Origin of the sequence: Kribbella sp. NPDC000426 (assembly GCF_040300265.1) — a bacterium.
Lineage (GTDB): Bacteria > Actinomycetota > Actinomycetes > Propionibacteriales > Kribbellaceae > Kribbella.
Map to the genome: position 1 here is coordinate 35,353 of NZ_JBEPDK010000011.1, position 16,797 is coordinate 52,149.

The 16,797-nt window shown below is 68.4% G+C and carries 22 protein-coding genes; 10 read left to right on the plus strand and 12 right to left on the minus strand.

All coding sequences use genetic code 11. From position 1 onward, the window contains the following. The first annotated feature begins 105 nt into the window (after nt 1–105). Together ABT313_RS41160 and ABT313_RS41165 are read left to right on the plus strand one after the other, a co-directional pair. Nucleotides 106–561, plus strand: a complete 456-nt coding sequence (locus ABT313_RS41160) for a MarR family winged helix-turn-helix transcriptional regulator (RefSeq protein ID WP_350865931.1) — start codon at nt 106–108, stop codon at nt 559–561. Nucleotides 562–594: 33 nt separating this feature from the next. Next, nucleotides 595–882 (plus strand): hypothetical protein, encoded by a 288-nt coding sequence (locus ABT313_RS41165; RefSeq protein ID WP_350865933.1) that lies wholly within the window; start codon nt 595–597, stop codon nt 880–882. Nucleotides 883–910: 28 nt separating this feature from the next. On the opposite strand, the gene ABT313_RS41170 is transcribed toward ABT313_RS41165, so the two are convergent. Then, complete coding sequence (locus ABT313_RS41170; RefSeq protein ID WP_350865935.1) at nt 911–1,423, minus strand: hypothetical protein; 513 nt, start codon at nt 1,421–1,423, stop codon at nt 911–913. A gap of 120 nt (nt 1,424–1,543) precedes the next feature. On the opposite strand from ABT313_RS41170, the gene ABT313_RS41175 reads away from it, so the two are divergent. The 3 genes from ABT313_RS41175 (at nt 1,544) to ABT313_RS41185 (ending at nt 2,977) form a co-directional block, all read left to right on the plus strand. Beyond that, a complete protein-coding gene (locus ABT313_RS41175; protein WP_350865937.1) occupies nt 1,544–2,263 on the plus strand; it encodes an FHA domain-containing protein in 720 nt (239 codons plus the stop codon). Nucleotides 2,264–2,269: 6 nt separating this feature from the next. Then, nucleotides 2,270–2,665, plus strand: a complete 396-nt coding sequence (locus ABT313_RS41180) for a hypothetical protein (RefSeq protein WP_350865939.1) — start codon at nt 2,270–2,272, stop codon at nt 2,663–2,665. A gap of 78 nt (nt 2,666–2,743) precedes the next feature. Further along, entirely contained in the window at nt 2,744–2,977 is a 234-nt protein-coding gene (locus tag ABT313_RS41185) for a LapA family protein (RefSeq protein WP_350865941.1), read from the plus strand. Between the two features lie 3 nt (nt 2,978–2,980). On the opposite strand, the gene ABT313_RS41190 is transcribed toward ABT313_RS41185, so the two are convergent. The 6 genes from ABT313_RS41190 to ABT313_RS41215 all read right to left on the minus strand — a co-directional run bounded on the left by ABT313_RS41190 (nt 2,981) and on the right by ABT313_RS41215 (nt 7,457). Further along, nucleotides 2,981–3,379: a DUF302 domain-containing protein gene (locus tag ABT313_RS41190; protein WP_350865943.1), complete on the minus strand. Its 399-nt coding sequence runs from the start codon at nt 3,377–3,379 to the stop codon at nt 2,981–2,983. Nucleotides 3,380–3,401: 22 nt separating this feature from the next. After that, nucleotides 3,402–3,677 carry a DUF167 domain-containing protein gene (locus ABT313_RS41195; protein WP_350865945.1) on the minus strand — a complete coding sequence of 92 codons (276 nt, stop codon included), beginning with the start codon at nt 3,675–3,677 and terminating at the stop codon, nt 3,402–3,404. 26 nt (nt 3,678–3,703) lie between these two features. Further along, nucleotides 3,704–4,678: a TolB family protein gene (locus ABT313_RS41200; RefSeq protein ID WP_350865947.1), complete on the minus strand. Its 975-nt coding sequence runs from the start codon at nt 4,676–4,678 to the stop codon at nt 3,704–3,706. After that, a complete protein-coding gene (locus ABT313_RS41205; RefSeq protein WP_350865949.1) occupies nt 4,675–5,922 on the minus strand; it encodes an MFS transporter in 1,248 nt (415 codons plus the stop codon). The genes ABT313_RS41200 and ABT313_RS41205 overlap by 4 nt, the downstream gene beginning before the upstream one ends. A 2-nt stretch (nt 5,923–5,924) precedes the next feature. After that, nucleotides 5,925–6,776 (minus strand): alkaline phosphatase family protein, encoded by an 852-nt coding sequence (locus ABT313_RS41210; protein ID WP_350865951.1) that lies wholly within the window; start codon nt 6,774–6,776, stop codon nt 5,925–5,927. 153 nt (nt 6,777–6,929) lie between these two features. After that, entirely contained in the window at nt 6,930–7,457 is a 528-nt protein-coding gene (locus tag ABT313_RS41215) for a P-loop nucleotide/nucleoside kinase family protein (RefSeq protein WP_350865952.1), read from the minus strand. Nucleotides 7,458–7,528: 71 nt separating this feature from the next. Between ABT313_RS41215 and ABT313_RS41220 the strand changes: the two genes are divergently transcribed. After that, nucleotides 7,529–8,143, plus strand: a complete 615-nt coding sequence (locus ABT313_RS41220) for a TetR/AcrR family transcriptional regulator (protein WP_350865954.1) — start codon at nt 7,529–7,531, stop codon at nt 8,141–8,143. Here ABT313_RS41220 and ABT313_RS41225 read toward each other — a convergent pair. From ABT313_RS41225 to ABT313_RS41240, 4 genes are all read right to left on the minus strand, one after another. Further along, nucleotides 8,106–8,867, minus strand: coding sequence for a GAF and ANTAR domain-containing protein (locus tag ABT313_RS41225; protein ID WP_350865956.1), 762 nt, complete (start codon nt 8,865–8,867; stop codon nt 8,106–8,108). The two genes, ABT313_RS41220 and ABT313_RS41225, sit on opposite strands and share 38 nt — an antisense overlap. 49 nt (nt 8,868–8,916) lie before the next feature. Then, on the minus strand, nt 8,917–9,405 hold the full coding sequence (locus ABT313_RS41230; protein ID WP_350865957.1) for a hypothetical protein: 489 nt from the start codon (nt 9,403–9,405) through the stop codon (nt 8,917–8,919). A gap of 91 nt (nt 9,406–9,496) precedes the next feature. Continuing rightward, nucleotides 9,497–10,885 (minus strand): sensor histidine kinase, encoded by a 1,389-nt coding sequence (locus ABT313_RS41235; protein WP_350865959.1) that lies wholly within the window; start codon nt 10,883–10,885, stop codon nt 9,497–9,499. Between the two features lie 70 nt (nt 10,886–10,955). Next, nucleotides 10,956–11,762 carry a PIG-L deacetylase family protein gene (locus ABT313_RS41240; RefSeq protein WP_350865961.1) on the minus strand — a complete coding sequence of 269 codons (807 nt, stop codon included), beginning with the start codon at nt 11,760–11,762 and terminating at the stop codon, nt 10,956–10,958. Nucleotides 11,763–11,843: 81 nt separating this feature from the next. Between ABT313_RS41240 and ABT313_RS41245 the strand changes: the two genes are divergently transcribed. Further along, nucleotides 11,844–12,875 carry a lysylphosphatidylglycerol synthase transmembrane domain-containing protein gene (locus tag ABT313_RS41245; RefSeq protein ID WP_350865963.1) on the plus strand — a complete coding sequence of 344 codons (1,032 nt, stop codon included), beginning with the start codon at nt 11,844–11,846 and terminating at the stop codon, nt 12,873–12,875. Then, nucleotides 12,872–13,951, plus strand: coding sequence for a glycosyltransferase family 4 protein (locus ABT313_RS41250; protein WP_350865965.1), 1,080 nt, complete (start codon nt 12,872–12,874; stop codon nt 13,949–13,951). The genes ABT313_RS41245 and ABT313_RS41250 overlap by 4 nt, the downstream gene beginning before the upstream one ends. On the opposite strand, the gene ABT313_RS41255 is transcribed toward ABT313_RS41250, so the two are convergent. Next, on the minus strand, nt 13,924–14,601 hold the full coding sequence (locus tag ABT313_RS41255) for a response regulator transcription factor (RefSeq protein ID WP_350865966.1): 678 nt from the start codon (nt 14,599–14,601) through the stop codon (nt 13,924–13,926). The two genes, ABT313_RS41250 and ABT313_RS41255, sit on opposite strands and share 28 nt — an antisense overlap. 88 nt (nt 14,602–14,689) lie before the next feature. Here ABT313_RS41255 and ABT313_RS41260 point away from each other — a divergent pair, with 88 nt between their 5' ends. Together ABT313_RS41260 and ABT313_RS41265 are read left to right on the plus strand one after the other, a co-directional pair. Then, entirely contained in the window at nt 14,690–16,057 is a 1,368-nt protein-coding gene (locus ABT313_RS41260; protein WP_350865968.1) for an FAD-binding oxidoreductase, read from the plus strand. Beyond that, nucleotides 16,054–16,761 carry an SDR family NAD(P)-dependent oxidoreductase gene (locus ABT313_RS41265; RefSeq protein ID WP_350865970.1) on the plus strand — a complete coding sequence of 236 codons (708 nt, stop codon included), beginning with the start codon at nt 16,054–16,056 and terminating at the stop codon, nt 16,759–16,761. The genes ABT313_RS41260 and ABT313_RS41265 overlap by 4 nt, the downstream gene beginning before the upstream one ends. Nucleotides 16,762–16,797 lie beyond the last annotated feature (36 nt).

The window sequence follows — 16,797 nt, forward strand, 5'->3', positions numbered from 1 at the left end:
GATGCTACTCCTTTCGCGTGACGATTGATGGAGGCCTCGGTTAGTGGGCTAATGATTAGTGAGATGCGTTAGTCTGGGTGGGACGACGTTCTGATGGAGGTTCCGGTGGCTGACTTCGGCGATATCGATCCGCTGGAGCTGGAGAATCAGGTGTGTTTTGCGTTGGCGGTGGCCTCGCGGACTGTGATTGCGGTGTACCGGCCGTTGCTCGAGCCGATGGGGCTGACGCACCCGCAGTACTTGGTGATGCTGGCATTGTGGCAGCACGCACCGCTGTCGGTGAAGGAGCTGAGTAGGCTGCTGCAGTTGGAGCCTGCGACGTTGTCGCCGTTGCTGAAGCGGCTGGAGGCGACCGGGTACGTCGAGCGCCCGCGGGCGCGGACGGACGAGCGGTCGCTCGCGGTGACGCTGACGCCGGCGGGCTGGCGGCTGCGGAACGAGGCCCAGAAGATCCCGGCGGCGATCGTCAGCCGGCTGGGGATGGAGGTGTCCGAGCTGCAGCATCTCCACCAGGAACTGACCAAGGTGATCGCGGCCGCCAAAGAGGCCAACGCCACATAGTTCGTACACTAATCATTCGGCTACGATAGAGACATGCGCCGCAGAACACCGAAACCCATGAAGATCGAGACCGTCCAGCGTTGGGTCGCCTCGGTCATCCTGTTCCACGTCGGCAGCGTCCCGGCGATCACGCTGGCCGTCTACAGCATCGGTGTGGCGGAGAAGGAGTACGGGCGGGGCGTCGGCCTGTGGCTGATGTCGGGCGTCATCGGAGTCCTCACCGCCGCCGGCATCCTCGCGATCTTCCAACGCTCCTTGAAATCTCTCTGGCTGGTTGTCGGCCTGCTCCCGACAGTGGTCACCGGCTTCTACGTCCTCTGAGCCGCCTCGCGATCTGCGGGCGGCCGTTCTAGTCGTCGCCGTACTCGAGTAGATGCAGGACGGGTACGCCGAGGTGGCGGCGGGCCTGCGCGGACCAGTCGACATGGAGTAGTTGGGCGACGACGTGCGACCGGGTGAGGATGACGACCTCCTGGCCATGAACGCGCCGGATGCGGTCGACGAGCTCGTCGACCGGCGGCCGGCGGGTGATGATGCCCTCGGCCTCCCGGTCCAGCGACCGGAGCCGCTCGACGCTGCGTTCCATCGCGGCGGTTGCGGCGGCGTCCACGGCCCGTTGGGCCTCGTCCGCAGCGTGGTGGATCTCATCGTCCTCCTGCGGCATGTACCGGGGCCCGACCGTCCCGAACGGTTCGGTCCCCGCCATCCCCGCCAGGGACGCTTCGATCTGCGCCTCGGCGTCCTCACACGGAATCACCACATGGAACCTGACCGGATCCGCCGTACCCCGGTACAGCTCAGCCAGCCGCCCGGCGTCTGCCTCGCTGAGTTCATCCTCGACGAGCACCAATACGTCGTACATCAAGCGCCTCCGTCTCGAGGTCGTCAGGTGGCTGGCCGGTACCCGGCGTCATTCACTGCCGCGGTCGCGGAGGGTTGTCGTGGTTCAGGGGGAGTGGTTTCCTGATTGTAGGGGCGGACGATGAGTGATACAGCGAGTACGCCGTACCTCGTGGTCGAGACGGGGTCGCAGGAAGGGCGGCGGATCAACCTGACCGGTGCCCACCTGACGGTGGGCCGGTTGCCGAACTGCGACGTGCGGTTCGAGGACCCGTACCTGAGCCGCACGCATGCCGCGCTCTGGCAGCGCGGCGGTGCGGACTACCTCGAGGATCTGGGCTCGGCCGGCGGCACGTTCGTGAACGAGGAGCCAGTCACGCTGCCGCGCCGGTTGTATCCGGGGGACCGAGTCCGGCTGGCCGATCTGCAGCTTCGCTACAGCGCCGGCGAGGGGGCGCCGACAGCCGTCCGGTACGACGTCGGCGAGCAGCGCGCGAACACGATCAACAACATCGGGCGGGACCAGTACCTCATCCAGCAGCGGGAGAACTTCTTCCGCGAGATTGCTGCGACCAGGACGAGGGCGCGCGGGCTGATCTGGGTCGGCGTCCTGGTGTTCGTGGTCGGCCTCGGGATTGCCGTGGTCGGTTGGTACAAGTACTTCGGTCAGATCGTCAACTTCTCGTCCGCCTCGATGCCCACGACGGACGACTTCAGCGGCTTCCTGGTCTTCGCGGTCGGCGGCCTGGTGAACCTGGTCGGCGTACTGCTGATCATCGCCGGGATCGTCCTGCACATCGTGGCCACCTCGCGCCGCCGCCGGGTCGACCGGGAGCTGCCGCCACCCCAGCTGATGAGATGAATCGCGATGACTTTCAACATCGGTAATCAGAACGCCGCCAACATCAACAACGTCGGCCGGGATCAGCACATCACCGGCGGCCAGACCGGGATCGTGGTGACGCCGGAGCAGGCCTGGCAGGCGTTCGCTCAGCTGCGGGACGGCGTCCGCGCCACGCCGCTCGACCCGGCGACGTCTGTCGCGGCGGAGAAGGAACTCGGCGACGTCGAGTCCGGCCTGCGCCAGCCGAAGCCCGACCGCGCCCGGATCGCCCCGAGACTCGAACGCTTGACCCGCCTGCTCCTTGCCGCAGGCTCACTAGCCTCGGCCGGCTCCGCCCTCGTCGCGCCCATCCGCACACTCGCGCATTTCCTCGGCACCCTCGGAGCCCCGATCCTCGCCCTGCTCCCGATCCTTGCCTGACGCTCATCCCGGACACAACACTGTCTCTGATAGGCATGTCTGCCTTGACACCGAAGATGGCCGTGCTGCTATGGATCCATGAGTGACACTCAGGCCACGGGCGAGAAGAAGCGGGGCTGGCGGCCGTCGCCCAAGCAGATCGGCGCCGGCGTCGTGATGGTGCTGGCTCTGGTCTTCGCCCTGCAGAACCAGGACGAAACCAACATCACCGTGTTCTTCTGGAACATCAGGACGCCGTTGTGGCTCTGCATGCTCATCCTGCTGATCCTCGGCGTCGGAGCCGGCTGGCTGGTCCAGAAGCGCCGCGACTGACGCTCAGCTCTTGATGGCGGCGTCCGTCAGTACGTCGATCGCGGACAGCCCGGCAGCCGTAGCCGGCTCGAGGTGGTGGCGCTCGGCGATGCTCGCGGGCGAGTAGTAGCTGATCCGCGTCACCCCGTCGTCGTCCCAGATCAGCACCTTCAACGGAAGATCGAGTCCGGCCAGTGGCGCGGCCGCCATCACCGGAGTACCCGCCGCCGGGTTGCCGAAGACGATCAGCACGGTGTCCCGCAGGCTCAGCCCGACCGTCTGCGCCGCGGCCGCCTGATCGATCACGGCAAACACCATGACCCCCTTGCCCTCGAGGATCCCCCGAAACCGCGCCGCCACCTCAGCCACCGAGCCCGCAGCAGTCTTGGTCACCACGCGGTCCGACGCCGATCGATTCTCCATGGACGCCACTGTTCCACACCCTTCATCCGAGCAGCCGCTCGAGCCGCTCCCGAATCACGCCGTCCTCGCCCTCGACCTCCACCACCTTGTCCCGGCTCGTCGCCCCACTCACCAGCCGCACGCCCGACCGCCGTACGCCGAACGCCTCAGCAACCGCCACCAGCACCGCCTTGGTAGCCCGCCCCTCCACGGCCCGAGCCCCCACCGCCACGACCAACGCCACCCCGCCCACACCTTCGTACCGCCCGCCAACCGCCGTCCGCGAAGCCCCCGGCTTCACCCGCAACAACACCCTCATCCCCGAAGTCTCGCAAAGCCGCCACGTCAGTTGAGGGCGGCGGGGGATTCGGCGTGGGGGATTAGTAGGTGGGGGGTGTCTGTGCCGTTGGCGGGGACGGACCAGATGTCGGAGTCGGAGGGGCCGCGGGGGATGGCGTACGCGATGGTGCCGGGGTCGAGCCAGGCGGGCTGGTCGTCGACGCTGCGGGTCTCGGCGAGTGGGGTGCGGGTGCCGGTGGCCAGGTCGAGGACGGACAACCGCCATCCTTTCGCGGGGTTTCCGTCGATGGCCGACTTGAAGGCGATGCGTTTGCCGTCGGGGGACAGCGACGGGCATTCGACGTTCTCGGCGATGGTGTGCACCGACTTGGCGGCGATGTCGCCTTCGACCAGGTAGCGGTGGCCGGCGGTCGACATCGTGGCGTAGAAGTGGTCGTCGTCGGCGGCGAACGTGATTCCCCAGAAGTTCAGGTCTGGGGCCGTGTACGGGTGTCCGTCGAGCGTGACGGAGAGGAACTCGAGCGAGTCGATCATGTCCTCGCTGCTCAGGTCGATGAGCCCGGAGCGGGTGGAGAACCGCCCGTGGTTGTACGAGTCGCCCGCCACGAACACGGTCCACGCCACCAGGCGGCCGTCGCCGGAGACCCGGGTCCGGTTCGGTACGCCGACCAGCGGGATCGCCTTTTGCACGTTCAGGTTCTTGTCCAGGATCGCGATCTGGAACGTGGTGAGCGCACCGTCCTGCCGCAGGCACGTGCCGGTGCCGCCGGCTGCGTAGACCCGCAGGCAGCTCAGCGCGGAGACCGATCGCGGCCCACCCGGATCGTCCTTGGCGACGAGGGCCAGGTGCCCCTTGCTGTCCGGTGCGGTACTGCGGAACATGATCCGCGCGCCGGTCAGGCTCAACGAGCTTGCGACTGGAGCACCGGGCTGACGCGCCGAGGCCAGTACGCCGTACCCGATCGCGACCGACGCCAGCACGAGCGCCCCGACGACCGCGAGCACGATCCGCCGCGTCATGCCGGCTGCTCCGTCGGGATCCCGCGCAGCAGCAGTGCAACCGCGAGTACGGCGACCGCGACCAGCGCCGCCGCGATCCGGATCGCGGCGGCTGGTCCCCACGCCGTCCACGCCAGTCCGAACAGCACCGAGGACACGAGGTATGACAATGCCTGCCCGGTCTGGATCAGCGCGATCCCCGTCGTGCGGACGCCGCTCGGGAGCACCGGTCCGGCCAGCGCGATCAACACTCCGTCGGTCGATGCGTAGAACAGGCCATAGAGGGCGAGTACGACGACCAGCAGCGGCCAGCCGCCGAGCGGTCCGAACAGCAGCAGATACACCAGCATCAGCGCGAGGTAGCCGCCGATCACCACCTTCTGCCGGCCGATCTTGTCGGCGAGCACCCCCAGTGGTGCGGCCAGCAGCAGATAGGACAGATTGGTGCCCACGGCAAGCAACGGGAACCAGCCGATACTCATGTCCTCGCGTCGCTGCAGCAGCAGGTAGACGAAGCCGTCGCCGATCGTCACCAGCCCGGCGAGGCAGGCAGCCAGCACAGTCCTCCGCACCGGCGCGATCCGCAGGAGATCGCGCAACGCCGAGGGAGCCACCGTGCTTTTCGGCGGCTGTTCGTCCCGGCGGTCCCGCACGAACAGGACCAGCACGAGTACGCCGAACGCCGCGATGCAGAAGCTGGCCACGAACACCGCGTCGTACGCCTGCGCGGTGCCGGCCAGGATGCCTAGCGCGACCAGCGGCCCGGCGAACGCGCCGATCGTGTCCATCATCCGGTGTACGCCGAACGCGCGGCCGTACAACCGGGGCGGGGTCGACAGCGTGATCAGCGCGTCGCGCGGCGCCGTCCGCAGACCCTTGCCGGTCCGGTCGAGCGCGATCACCGCGCCGATCGCGCCGACAGCGTTGCCTGCGGCAAGTAATCCGAGCTTGGCCACCGCGGACAGCCCGTAGCCGAGACCGGCGATGAACTTGCGCCGGCGAGCCCGGTCGGCGACGTACCCGCCGACGAGTCGCAGCAGCGCGGTCGCGCCGGTGTAGGTGCCGTCGACCACGCCGTACACGGTGGGGCTCAGGTGCAGGCCGATCATCAGGTACACCGGCAGCACCGCGGTCACCATCTCCGCGGAGATGTCGGTGATCAGGCTGACGGCGCCGAGCGCGAGAACGTTGCCGCTGACCAGGAACAGCGCGCGCCCGCGCGGCGTGTGCACGCCGCGCGGGTTCTTGATGGTCGACAGATACACGCCTAGTTCCAGACGTTGGTGATCGCCGCGGCCGAGTTCAGGTGCGTCAGCCCGTAGGAGCTCTCGATGGTGCTGAGGACGTTGTAGTGGTTGATCTGGTTGGAGAAGGTGCCGACCTGGGTGTGTGCGCCGACGAACGCGGTGAAGATGTGGTTCGACGAGCCGCCGTTGTCCTCGTCGAAGGTGATGATCAGCAGGCTGTTGTGGGTCTTGGCCCAGGTCGCGTACGCCGTCAGGTTGTTCTTCAGCCAGGTGTCACCGGTGCCGACCGAGCAGTCGTGCATGTCGTTGCACATGTTCGGCGTCACGAACGACACGGTCGGCAGGCTCGCGTAGTTGGCCGAGCTCGGGAAGTCGGCGTACCGGAGGTTGCTCGCCGCCGGCACGTTGCTGAAGTTGACCCAGCTGTTGTGCTTGCGCTGGTACTGGCCGCTCGAGCAGCCGGTGTAGCCGTCGGACGGCATGCTCTCGGAGTAGCCCTTGAAGGTCTTGCCGGCGTCGATCAGCTGCTTGCCCAGGTTGCTGCCGCTGTACGTGTGCGGACAGCTGTCGCTGGTCAGGCCCTGCGTCGACCCGGAGAACATGGCCGCGTAGTTGGGTTGGCTGGGGTGGGTGACGCCGTACGCCTGGGTGAACTTCGCGCCCTGGCCCGCCAGGCTGTTGAACGTCGGGGCGCTGGAGCTCCCGTTGAGCTGCGAGTATGCGTGGTTCTCGAACATCACCAGCACGATGTGGTCGAAGACCGGCACGCCGGCCGCCGCTTGCGCGGGCGCCGTACGGCCGTTCACGACCACCACCGAGGTGATGACGGCCGCCGCCGCCACGACCGCGGCCGCGATGCGTTTCCGTATCACGATTCCTCCTCACAGATTGACCGGCCCTGGCTGCACCGCCAGAGCCCGACCAATCGTGAGAGCCGCCCCCCAACACTGCCAGCACCCCACATGTGCGCGAGGTAAACAACATCACTCTCGGAGACCTCACGACCGCTCAGCGCAGCGGCCGACTCACGCCGTACGTCGACTGAGGTGTGCCGTCAGCTCCTGGTAGGTGTGGTCCACCGGCCAGGTGGTGTCGAGAACCAGGTGGTCGCCGACCCGGGGCTGGTACTCCGTCATCACCCCGCGCATCTCGTCCCAGGTGGGATAGGTCCAGCCGGGCAGATCGCTGCTGCGGGTCTCGACGCGCCGGCGGTGCTCGGTGATGTCGGGACACATGGTCTCGACGACCACATGGCCGGCGTCGACCTCCGCCGCCAGGTGACGCCAACCATCACGAGCTTCGGCGACCGGATTGACAGCGTCCGCGATCACCGTCAGCCCACGTCGCAGATGGCTCGTTGCGACGTCGTGGGCCACGCTGTACGCCGCGATGCCGGTCTGCGCAGGAGTCAGGCCGTTGCGGCGCATCGCCCCTTCTATCTCGTCGATGCGTAGCCAGACGGCCTTGGTGTCGTGGGCGAGCAGCCGGGCCAGCGTCGACTTGCCGGTCCCGGGCAGCCCGCCGAACTCGATCAGCAGTCCTTTGTCGGGCATCGGTGACCTCCTTTCGCTTTACAGCCTGTATAGTAATTCGCTGTACAGCGTGTCAAGTGAAGGAGTGGGTTGTGACCACCACCGGTCGGCGTGCCGCCACGACGGCGGCAACCCGTCGCGGCATCATCGATGCCGCGCGGGAGCTGCTGGCGACCCAGGACTGGCAGCACTTCACGATCGAGGGTGTGGCCAACGGTGCGGGCGTGACCCGGGTGACGGTCTACAACCAGGTCCGGTCGAAGCGCGGGCTGCTCGACGCCGTACTGGCCGACCTCGTCGACCGCGCCGGGATGGACCAGTTGCTGACCGACACACAGCACCTGAGCGCCGGGGAAGCGTGCGCCGCGATCGTGCGGCGGACCTGTCTGTTCTGGCACTCCGAGCGGGAGCTGCTCCGACCGCTGTTCGGCCTGGCCGCCGTCGACCACGACGTCGCGTCGATCCTGCAGCAACGCGAGGAATGGCGCGGCAACCAGCTGCAGAGTCTGGTACGACGACTCGCCGCGGAGTCAGCGCCGTCCTTCGACGAGGCAGACGTGGTCGCCGGCGTGACGGCCGTGACGTCGTTCGTCACCTACGACGCGTTGGGCCCCGTCGCCGACGACCCGGACCGCGCCGCCGTGCTACTCAATCACCTCGTTCGCAGCCTCACTGGCCCAGCCCGTACTGCTGGAGGGCTTGCGTGAGGTTGCCCGTGTGCTGGGCGTCGACGAGTTCGAGCGAGAGGTTCCTGAGCTTCACGTTCTGGTCCTGCGAGCCGCGTTTGAGGACGTCGAACGCGACGTCGGAGCTGATGTCGTAGCGGTGCATCAGGATGCCCTGGGCTTGCCCGATCACCGTCCGGGTCTGTAGCGCGGACTGTAGGTGCTCGATCAGTTGCGTGCTGTCGTCGTACAGCGTGATGTTGTCGAACGCGACGCCGGCGTGCATCGCGAACAGCAGGACGACGTCGTACGACGTTGCGCCGAACGCGTCCGGTTTGACCGAGAACAGGGTGAATGCCGCCGCACCGCTGGCCGCGGCCGGCAGCGGGAGGAACAGGCAGCTGCGGTAGCCGGCGTTGATGGCGGCCGCGTCGAAATCGGGCCAGCGGTGGTCGGCGGCCAGGTCGCCGATCCGGCGCGGCTCGCCGTACAGCAGGGTTTCCTGCAGCGGTCCGCCAGGAGCGCACAGCTGCTCGGCCAGCGCGGCCCGCGACGGCTCGGCGACGTCGGCCGCGGTCTTGTGATGACGCGCGATGATCTCGGGCCGCTCGTGCGTCAGCACCGTGATCGAGGCTTCCTCGCATTCGGGCACGCTCAGTACCACCCGCCGGACGAACCGATCCAGGACCGTGGTCACGTCGTCGTCGTCCACCAGCCGCCCGATCTCGGCCAGGTCCTGCGCCAGATCCAGAATCTCCTGCTCCATAGCGCCATCTTGCTGCATACTCAGCCATCCGTCGCACGGCGGGACCGTGTCAGTGGATCAGAACCTCGAGAATCACGATGACGATGCCGAACGTCGCGTTGAGGGCGCCGGTGAGCAACGCCATCGACCAGCCCCAGCGCTGCCGGCGGGCGAACGTGATGCCCCAGCCGAGGAGCTGCGCGACCCCGCACCACAAGGTCAGCCTGATCGCGCGATCGTCCGGCAGGACGTCGAGGGCTCCGAGCGCGAGGAACGCCAGGGCCGGCAGCGGTCCGGTCACCAGCGGCCACTCCTCGGCCATCGCCCTCCGCACGGCCGGCCAGTCGAGGCGCTTCGCCGCGGTGAGGTGGTGAGCCAGGGCTTCGGCGTACACGTGGGCGAGCCAGAAGATCGCCAGCGTCAGGACGGTCACCGCCAGCAGCCGGCCGATACTCGTGTTGTGTGCTCCGCCGGCAACCACCGCCATCGACGCGATAGTCCCGTAGATCGCTCCGGCCGTGGCGGACGGCCGTACGTCGTTCCGGACTGCCTCGGTCATGTCGGTGCTCTGATCGTTTGCCGGTTCCCACCCCTACTGTCCCGCGGCCGCGGGCCGGTCTGGTCCCCCGGGACGGGTGATTCGGGGTGGGCTAGGGCAAGGGGAGCGTGATGGTGGCTGTCGTGCCGCCAGTGGTGGCAGGGGTCAGGGTGACGGTGCCCTGGTGGGCCTTGATGATCTCCTGGACGATCGACAGGCCGAGGCCCGAGCCTCCGCTGGCCCGGGCCCGGCTGGTGTCCAGCCGGACGAAGCGTTCGAAGACCCGGAGGCGATCGTCGGCGGGGATCCCGTCGCCGTCGTCCTCGACGGTGACGACCGCGGTGCCGTCGTGCTCGCTCGTGCTGAGCCGGACCGTGCTGTGCGCGGCCGTCGCGGCGTTGTCGACGAGGTTGCGGATCACCTGACTCAACCGCAGCGGATCGCCGACGACCCGCACCGGCTGTACGTCGGCGAGCACGGTGAGCCGCTTCGCTTCCCGCAGTCGCAGGATCTCCGTGTCGACCAGGTCGTCCAGATCGACGTCGGTACGGTGCATCGGGAGCGCCGCGTCATCGGCTTTCGCGAGCAGGAGCAGGTTCTCGACGAGGCGGCCCATCCGCTCCGCCTCGCCCTTCATCAACCCGTGGAGTTCCTCCCAGGCCTGCCCGCGCGCCGATGGCTCGATAACCTCCAGGCCCGCCGCGACCGTGGCGAGCGGAGATCTGAGTTCGTGGCTGGCGTCGGCGACGAAGGCACGCTGGGTGGCCTGGCCGGCCTGCAGCCGATCGAGCATCGCGTTCATGGTCGCGGCCAGCCGGGCGATCTCGTCGTCGGTCTGCGGCACCGGTACGCGCTCGGTCAGGTCGCTGGATTCGATGCCCTGCACCCGCCGGCGGATTCGCTCGACCGGTCGCAACGCGCGGCCGGCGAGCATCCAGCCCGCCGCGGCGACGACGAGCAGCAGCACCGGGAAGCCGATCGCGAGGTACTCCGTCACCGTGGCAACCGTGGCCCGCTGGGTCGCGACCGACGACGCCACCACGACCGTGTACAGCCGGCCGCCGTACTCGACGCCCCGCGCGACGATGAGGTAATCGTGGTCGTCGTCGAGCAGCGGCATCTCGCCCACCTCTGAGCGCTGAACCGTACCGGCAGGGGGCTGCAGCTGCGTCAACGCCGTGGTTTCGGCCCTGGTCGACGATGCGGCGACCACCCGCGTGGAGCTGTCCAGCACCTGCACGATCTGACTGGCCCTGGTCGTCTTGGCGAGGTCGATACCGAGTGCCCCGATACCTTCCTGTGAGACCTGTGAGGCGACGTCGGCCGCGCGTCCGTCCGCAGCGTCGGAGACCGTGGTGATGAGAGCTCGCTGCAACAGGAGCAGCAGCAGGGCCGCGCCCAGGGCCATGGCGACCGCGACGACCACGACTGCGGCCGCGGTCGATCTGCTCCGCACGCTGGCGCGACGCAGCCTCGAGATCGCGCTGCGCAGTACTGCCAACTGTGGCTCCGTCCTGTGTGGCTCTGCCCAGTGTGGTGGACGGTTGCTGAGTGTCGGCTGAGAACGTGGCTCAGCGCAGCGAGGCGAACACGTCGTCGAGCGGCTTGCCGGGCCGGCGGCCGTGTTCGACGTACCACTCCCGGCCGAGCATCGACGCGAACAGCCACCGCGGCAATCTGAGCAGCAGTGCCAGGGTGCGTGCTCCCTCGTCCGAGCTGGCCTGGCTGGCGTGCGCCTCGAACGACGCGCGCTTCTCCGGCAGATAACGCCGTACGTCGACCCGATGGGTGATCGCCGTGCTGGGGGAGTAGGCGTGATCGTAGGCGGCCGCGGTGACTTCGGGCAGTACGCCGGGGATCGCCTCGACGACGCGGATCAGCCGCCGGATCGAGCGGCGGTCGATCGTTGCCTCAAGCACCAACTTCGTGCCGGCCCGGGCGGCTGCATACGTACCCACCGCGTGCACCTGGCGGTGATCCGGATGACCGTAACCGCCGGCCGGGTCGTAGCTGGTCAGGGCGTCGGCCCGCTCTTCCCGGAGCAGCCGGATCAACGGCTCGGCGGCCTCCTCGACGGCGAGCGTGCTGAAGGCGCCTTCCGCCGGCGGTCCGGACGATCCTGAGTCCTTGAAACCGAAGCGCACCACCCGCGCGCAACCCAGCGCCGCAGCTGATCGCTCCAGTTCGCTGCGCCGGTTAGCCGCCAATCCGCCACCTGTCCGGTACGCCGCTGCAGCCGCGCCGGCCTCGCCGTCGGTAGCAACCGCGAGTACGACGCGATGTCCTTCCGCCGCGAGCCGCGCCAAGGTCCCGCCCATCAGCAAGGCCTCGTCGTCCGGGTGGGCGTGGAAGGCCACAAGGGTGAAAGGTCCGGCCACGGTACGAGCGTGACACGTCGTTCGTGATCGAGCTAGTTGCTCTCAGCACCCTCTCAGCCCCGGGACACCAGGCTGGGACCGATGAGGCACATCGAACAGCGGCCTGGAGTGACGATGGACCGCACGCGCCGGAGGCTGGTGACCTCCATCCTGAGCGGGTTGATCACCGCCGCGTTGGTGATCCTGCTGCCGCGAGCGGTCGGCGCGACCTGGTCCCAGGTCGGTGCTGTCATCGGCCGCGTGTCGCCGGGATCGTTGGTGCTGCTGACGATCGTGTGGATCGCCGGACTGTGGGCGCATTCGTTCGTGCTCGCCGCGTCGCTGCCAGGGTTGACGAAACGGCGTGGACTGACGCTGAGCCTGACCGGAAGCGCGGTGGCGAACGTGTTGCCGCTCGGCGGCGCGGCCGGGACGGCGCTGAACTTCACGATGGTCCGGCGCTGGGGCTTCAGCGCGAGTTCGTTCGGCGGGTTCCTGGCCGTGACCACGTTGCTGAACGTCGCCTCCAAGCTCGGCGTGATCGCCCTGGCACTCGGCCTAGTGCCGATCCTGCACAGCGGCTCGGCCTTCAGCTCGGCGAGTCTGCTGTTCCTGCCGGTGCCGATAGTCGTCGCCTTGGGTCTCTGGATCCTTGTGGACGAGCGAGCAGCTGTGGTCGTCGGCGTGGTTCTCGACAAGGCCGTCAGCGCGTTCCGCCTCGAGTCGCGGCTGCCGGCGTTGCGACGACGGATCCTCCAGCTGATGCGTACCGGATGGCAGCCGATGACGGTTGGCATGCTGGCGTACCTGGCGTTGCAGCTCGCCCTGTTGTGGCTCTGCTTCACGACGTTGCACGTCCCGCTAAGCGTTCCTGTTCTCTTCACTGCGCTTGCCGTGGAGCGCCTGTTGACCTTGGTTCCGATCACCCCGGGCAGCGCCGGTGTCGTCGAGGTCGGGACGACCGCGGCGCTGGTCGCGCTCGGCGGCGATCCGGCGGGCGTCGCGGCCGGGATGCTGTTGTTCCGCGGATTCACCTACCTGATGGAGATCCCGGTCGGTGGCGTGATGCTCGCCGTCTGGTCGTGGTTCGGACGTCGTACCGGCGCTGAACGGCTGGAGGCAGTGGCCGGATGAGGATCGCGCTGGTCAGCGACTGCTATCTCCCGCGGCTGGGCGGGATCGAGCTCCAGGTCCACGACCTCGCCGTCCAGCTGATCCGTGCCGGCCACGAGGTCACGGTCTTCACGATCACCGACGGGCCGTCGTCGGCGGGAGATGTCCCGGTCGTGCGGTTGCCGGCGTACGGCGGCGTACCGCTCCGGGCCGCGGTCGATCGGCTGCGGGCGATGTTGCCGGGCTTCGAGGTCGTGCACTGCCACAGTTCGTTGGTGTCACCACTGGCCTGGCAGGCTGCACGGCTGGCCCACCGCCCGTTCCTGACTCTGCACTCGTTGCCCAGCGCATCGATGCCTTGGCCGCTGGCGGGGATTGACCGGTATGTCGGTGACGTGCAATGGACTGCTGTCAGCGAGGCGGTTGCGGAGGTCCTGAGGAATCAGCTTCCCGAGCGAGCGATCGGCGTACTGCACAACGGCGTCGACCCTGAGCTGTGGCGTCGGTACCGGCGTACTGATCACACCCTGACGATCGTGAGCACGATGCGGTTGGTACGCCGCAAGCGGCCGCTGGCGACCGTGCGGATCCTGGAGCAGATCCGCGCCGCGGTGCCGTCCGCTGTTCCGCTTCGAGCCGTCGTCGTCGGCGACGGCCCTCAGGCGGCCGCTGCCGCACGAGCTGTACGGCGGCGTGGGCTCAGCGAGTGGGTCGACCTGCCGGGGCGGCTGACCCGGTTCGAGATCCAGCAGTTGTATGCCTCGGCGGACGTGTACCTCGCGCCCGCGGAACTCGAGTCCTTCGGCGTGGCAGCGCTCGAGGCTCGATGTGCTGGTCTTGCTGTGGTGGCGATGGCTTCGGGTGGGGTGGGCGAGTTCGTCCGGCCGGGGATCGAGGGCCGGCTGGTGCACAGCGACTCCGAAATGGCGGCGGTCGCAGCGGCGTTGCTGAGCGACCGGGCGGAGTTGTCGCGGATCCAGTCGTTCAACCGGCACACGGATCCGGTGATGACTTGGAGAAATGTGCTGGCTCAGCACCTCACGGCGTACTCACCGCGGGCCGTTGAAGCTCAGCCACCGTCGGCGTCGAGGCGGTAGCCCATGCCGCGGATGGTCTCGAACGCGTTCCGGCCGAACGGGGCGTCCAGTTTCAGGCGGAGGTAGCGGATGTAGACCTCGACGACGTTCGGGTCGCCGTCGAACGCCGGGTCCCAGACGTTCTCCAGGATCTGGGTCTTGCTGACGGTCTCGCCCCGGTGACGCATCAGGTAGGCGAGCAGACCGTACTCGCGCGGCGTCAGCATGACCTCCTGGCCGGCGCGTTCCACCCGGCGCTTCACCGGGTCCAGGACGAGGTCGCCGGCTGTCATGACGACCGGCCGTTCCGGGGCGCCGCGCCGGATCAGCGCGCGGAGACGGGCAACCAGGATCAGGAAGCTGAACGGCTTGGTGAGGTAATCGTCCGCGCCGAGGTCGAACGCGTCGGTCTGGTCGTACTCCCCGTCCTTCGCGGTCAGCATCAGCACCGGCGCCCAGACCCCGCGCTCACGGATCTGTTCGAGCACCTTGTAGCCGTTGAGCTTGGGCAACATGATGTCCAGCACGATCACGTCGTACGCGTTCTCGGTCGCGGCCCACACGGCGTCCTCCCCGTTGTGAACCACCTCCACCACGAACCCGTCCTCGGCCAACCCGTGCCGAACAGTCTCGGCCAGGGGAACTTCGTCCTCGACAATCAATACCCGCACCCACCCAGTGTCGATCCTCCCCGCTGAGAGCAACCTGAGCGGGGCCGACTCAGCACGCTCTCAGTGCCTGGTCCTTAGCGTCGCTGGTATGACCCTCGAACATCCCGGCCTGCAGGCGTTGTCCGGCTGGGGGCGGACGGTCCATCGGTCCACGCCGGTCCGACGGCCGACGTACGACGGCGGTCTGGTCGAGGCCGTGCTGGCCGAACCCAGGATCACGGTGCGGGGCGCGGGGAGGAGCTACGGGGACGCTGCGCTGCCGAACGACGGGATCGTGCTCGACCTGACGTCGCGCAACCGGATCGTGTCGTTCGACGAGCGCGACGGAGTCCTGATCGTCGAGTCGGGCGCGCTGCTGCGGGACGTGATCGACCAGACCCTGCCGCTGGGCTGGAAGCTACCCGTCGTACCCGGGACGGAACGCGTCACGGTCGGCGGCGCGATCGCCTCGGACGTTCATGGCAAGAACCATCCCGGAGCGGGATCCTTCGGCCGGCAGGTGCGGTGGCTCGCCTTGCTCCGGTCCGACGGGAACATCGTCCAACTCTCTCCCGGGCAGGACGCCGACGCGTTCTGGGCAACGGTCGGTGGCATGGGGCTGACCGGGGTCATCCTGCACGCCGCGATCCAGCTGCGGCGGGTGGAGACCGGCTGGGTCATTCGCAATCGCCAACGGACGCGTTCACTCGACGAGACCTTCGAGGCGATGCAATCGCTCGCCGCCCAGCAGGAGCTCGACCCGGACCGGCACGTCGTCGCCTGGGTGGATGCGCATGCACCGGGGGCGAGCCTCGGCCGTGGCATCGTCGACGAGTTCTACGGTGCGTCGACACTGGATCTACCTGGCTCGGTGGCGCCGTACCCCGAGGCGCGGACAGCAGCATCTCGCTGGCGCCGCTCCTTGCCGGGACCGGGTGTGGTGTCGAGGGCGACGATTGCCGCCGCCTCGGCCGCGCGCTGGCATCTCAGCAGATCGGCCAACTCACAGCTGGCGACGTTGCGATCGGCCCTGTGCCCGCTGGATCGCGCCGATTCGTGGCCGGCGGCGTTCGGCCGGAGAGGGCTGGTCCAGTACCAGTTCGCAGTACCGCCTGACGAGCTGGGGGTCGTACGGGACGTGCTCGAGTACCTCGGCACGCACGGCATGACGCCGGCGCTGGCGACGCTGAAGAATCTCGGCTTCGACTCCTCGGCGCCGCTGTCGTTCCCGATCCCGGGATGGACGCTGGCTGTTGATCTGCCGGCGCGCTGGGTGCACGACTCCTTGCGGCCCGTCGACAAGCTGGTCGCCGGAGCCGGCGGCCGGGTGTACCTCGCCAAGGACACCGTGACCGATCCGGACCTGATACCTGTCATGTACCCGCGGCTCGCGAACTGGCAGCACACCCGGCACCGCCTCGATCCGATCGGACGCTGGTCCTCGGGACTGGCCGAGCGTCTGGGGCTGCTGGCATGAGCCCCGGTACGGCGCTGCTCGTCGGCGGATCGTCGGAGATCGGCTTCGCGGTCCTGCTCCAGTTGCTCGGCGCGACACCGCGGCGCGTCATCCTCGCCGGGCGGCCCAGTGGCGAGCTGTGGTGGAACGCCGACAAGCTCCGCGATGCCGGGTACGACGTGTCGACCACGCAGTACGACGGCGGCCTGGGCGTCGAGGAGATCGAGGGGATGCTCGATCGAGCGTGTGCGGACGCTCCGCTGGAGCTCGCGATCGTGGCCGTCGGGTCGCTGTCGTCGGAGACGTTCGCGGAAGGGCTCGCGGTCAACGGGGTCGGGGTCTCGCTGCTCCTGCGTGCTTTGGTGCAACGTACGCCGGCCCAACTCGTGCTGCTGTCGTCGGCAGCTGCGGTGCGACCGCGGCTGTCGATCGCGGCGTACTCGCTGGGCAAGCAGCTGGCCGACTCGACAGCCGTCCTGCTGGCTCGGCAGGCGGCGGAGACCGGCGTGCGGGTTCTCGTCGTACGTCCGGGGTTCGTGGCGACGCGGATGACCGCTGACCTGCCCGTTCCGCCACTGGCGACGAGCGCGGAGCGAGTCGCGCGACGGGTCGCGGCTGCCTTGGAGCGCGACCAGACTGTTGTCTGGGTACCGCGCCGGATGGGGCTCGCCGTACGGGTTCTGTCCGTGATGCCGCGCAGACTTCTCCCGGCGGCCTGGCGATGAGACGGCCGCGCAAGCGCTGGATCGCACTCGGGTGTG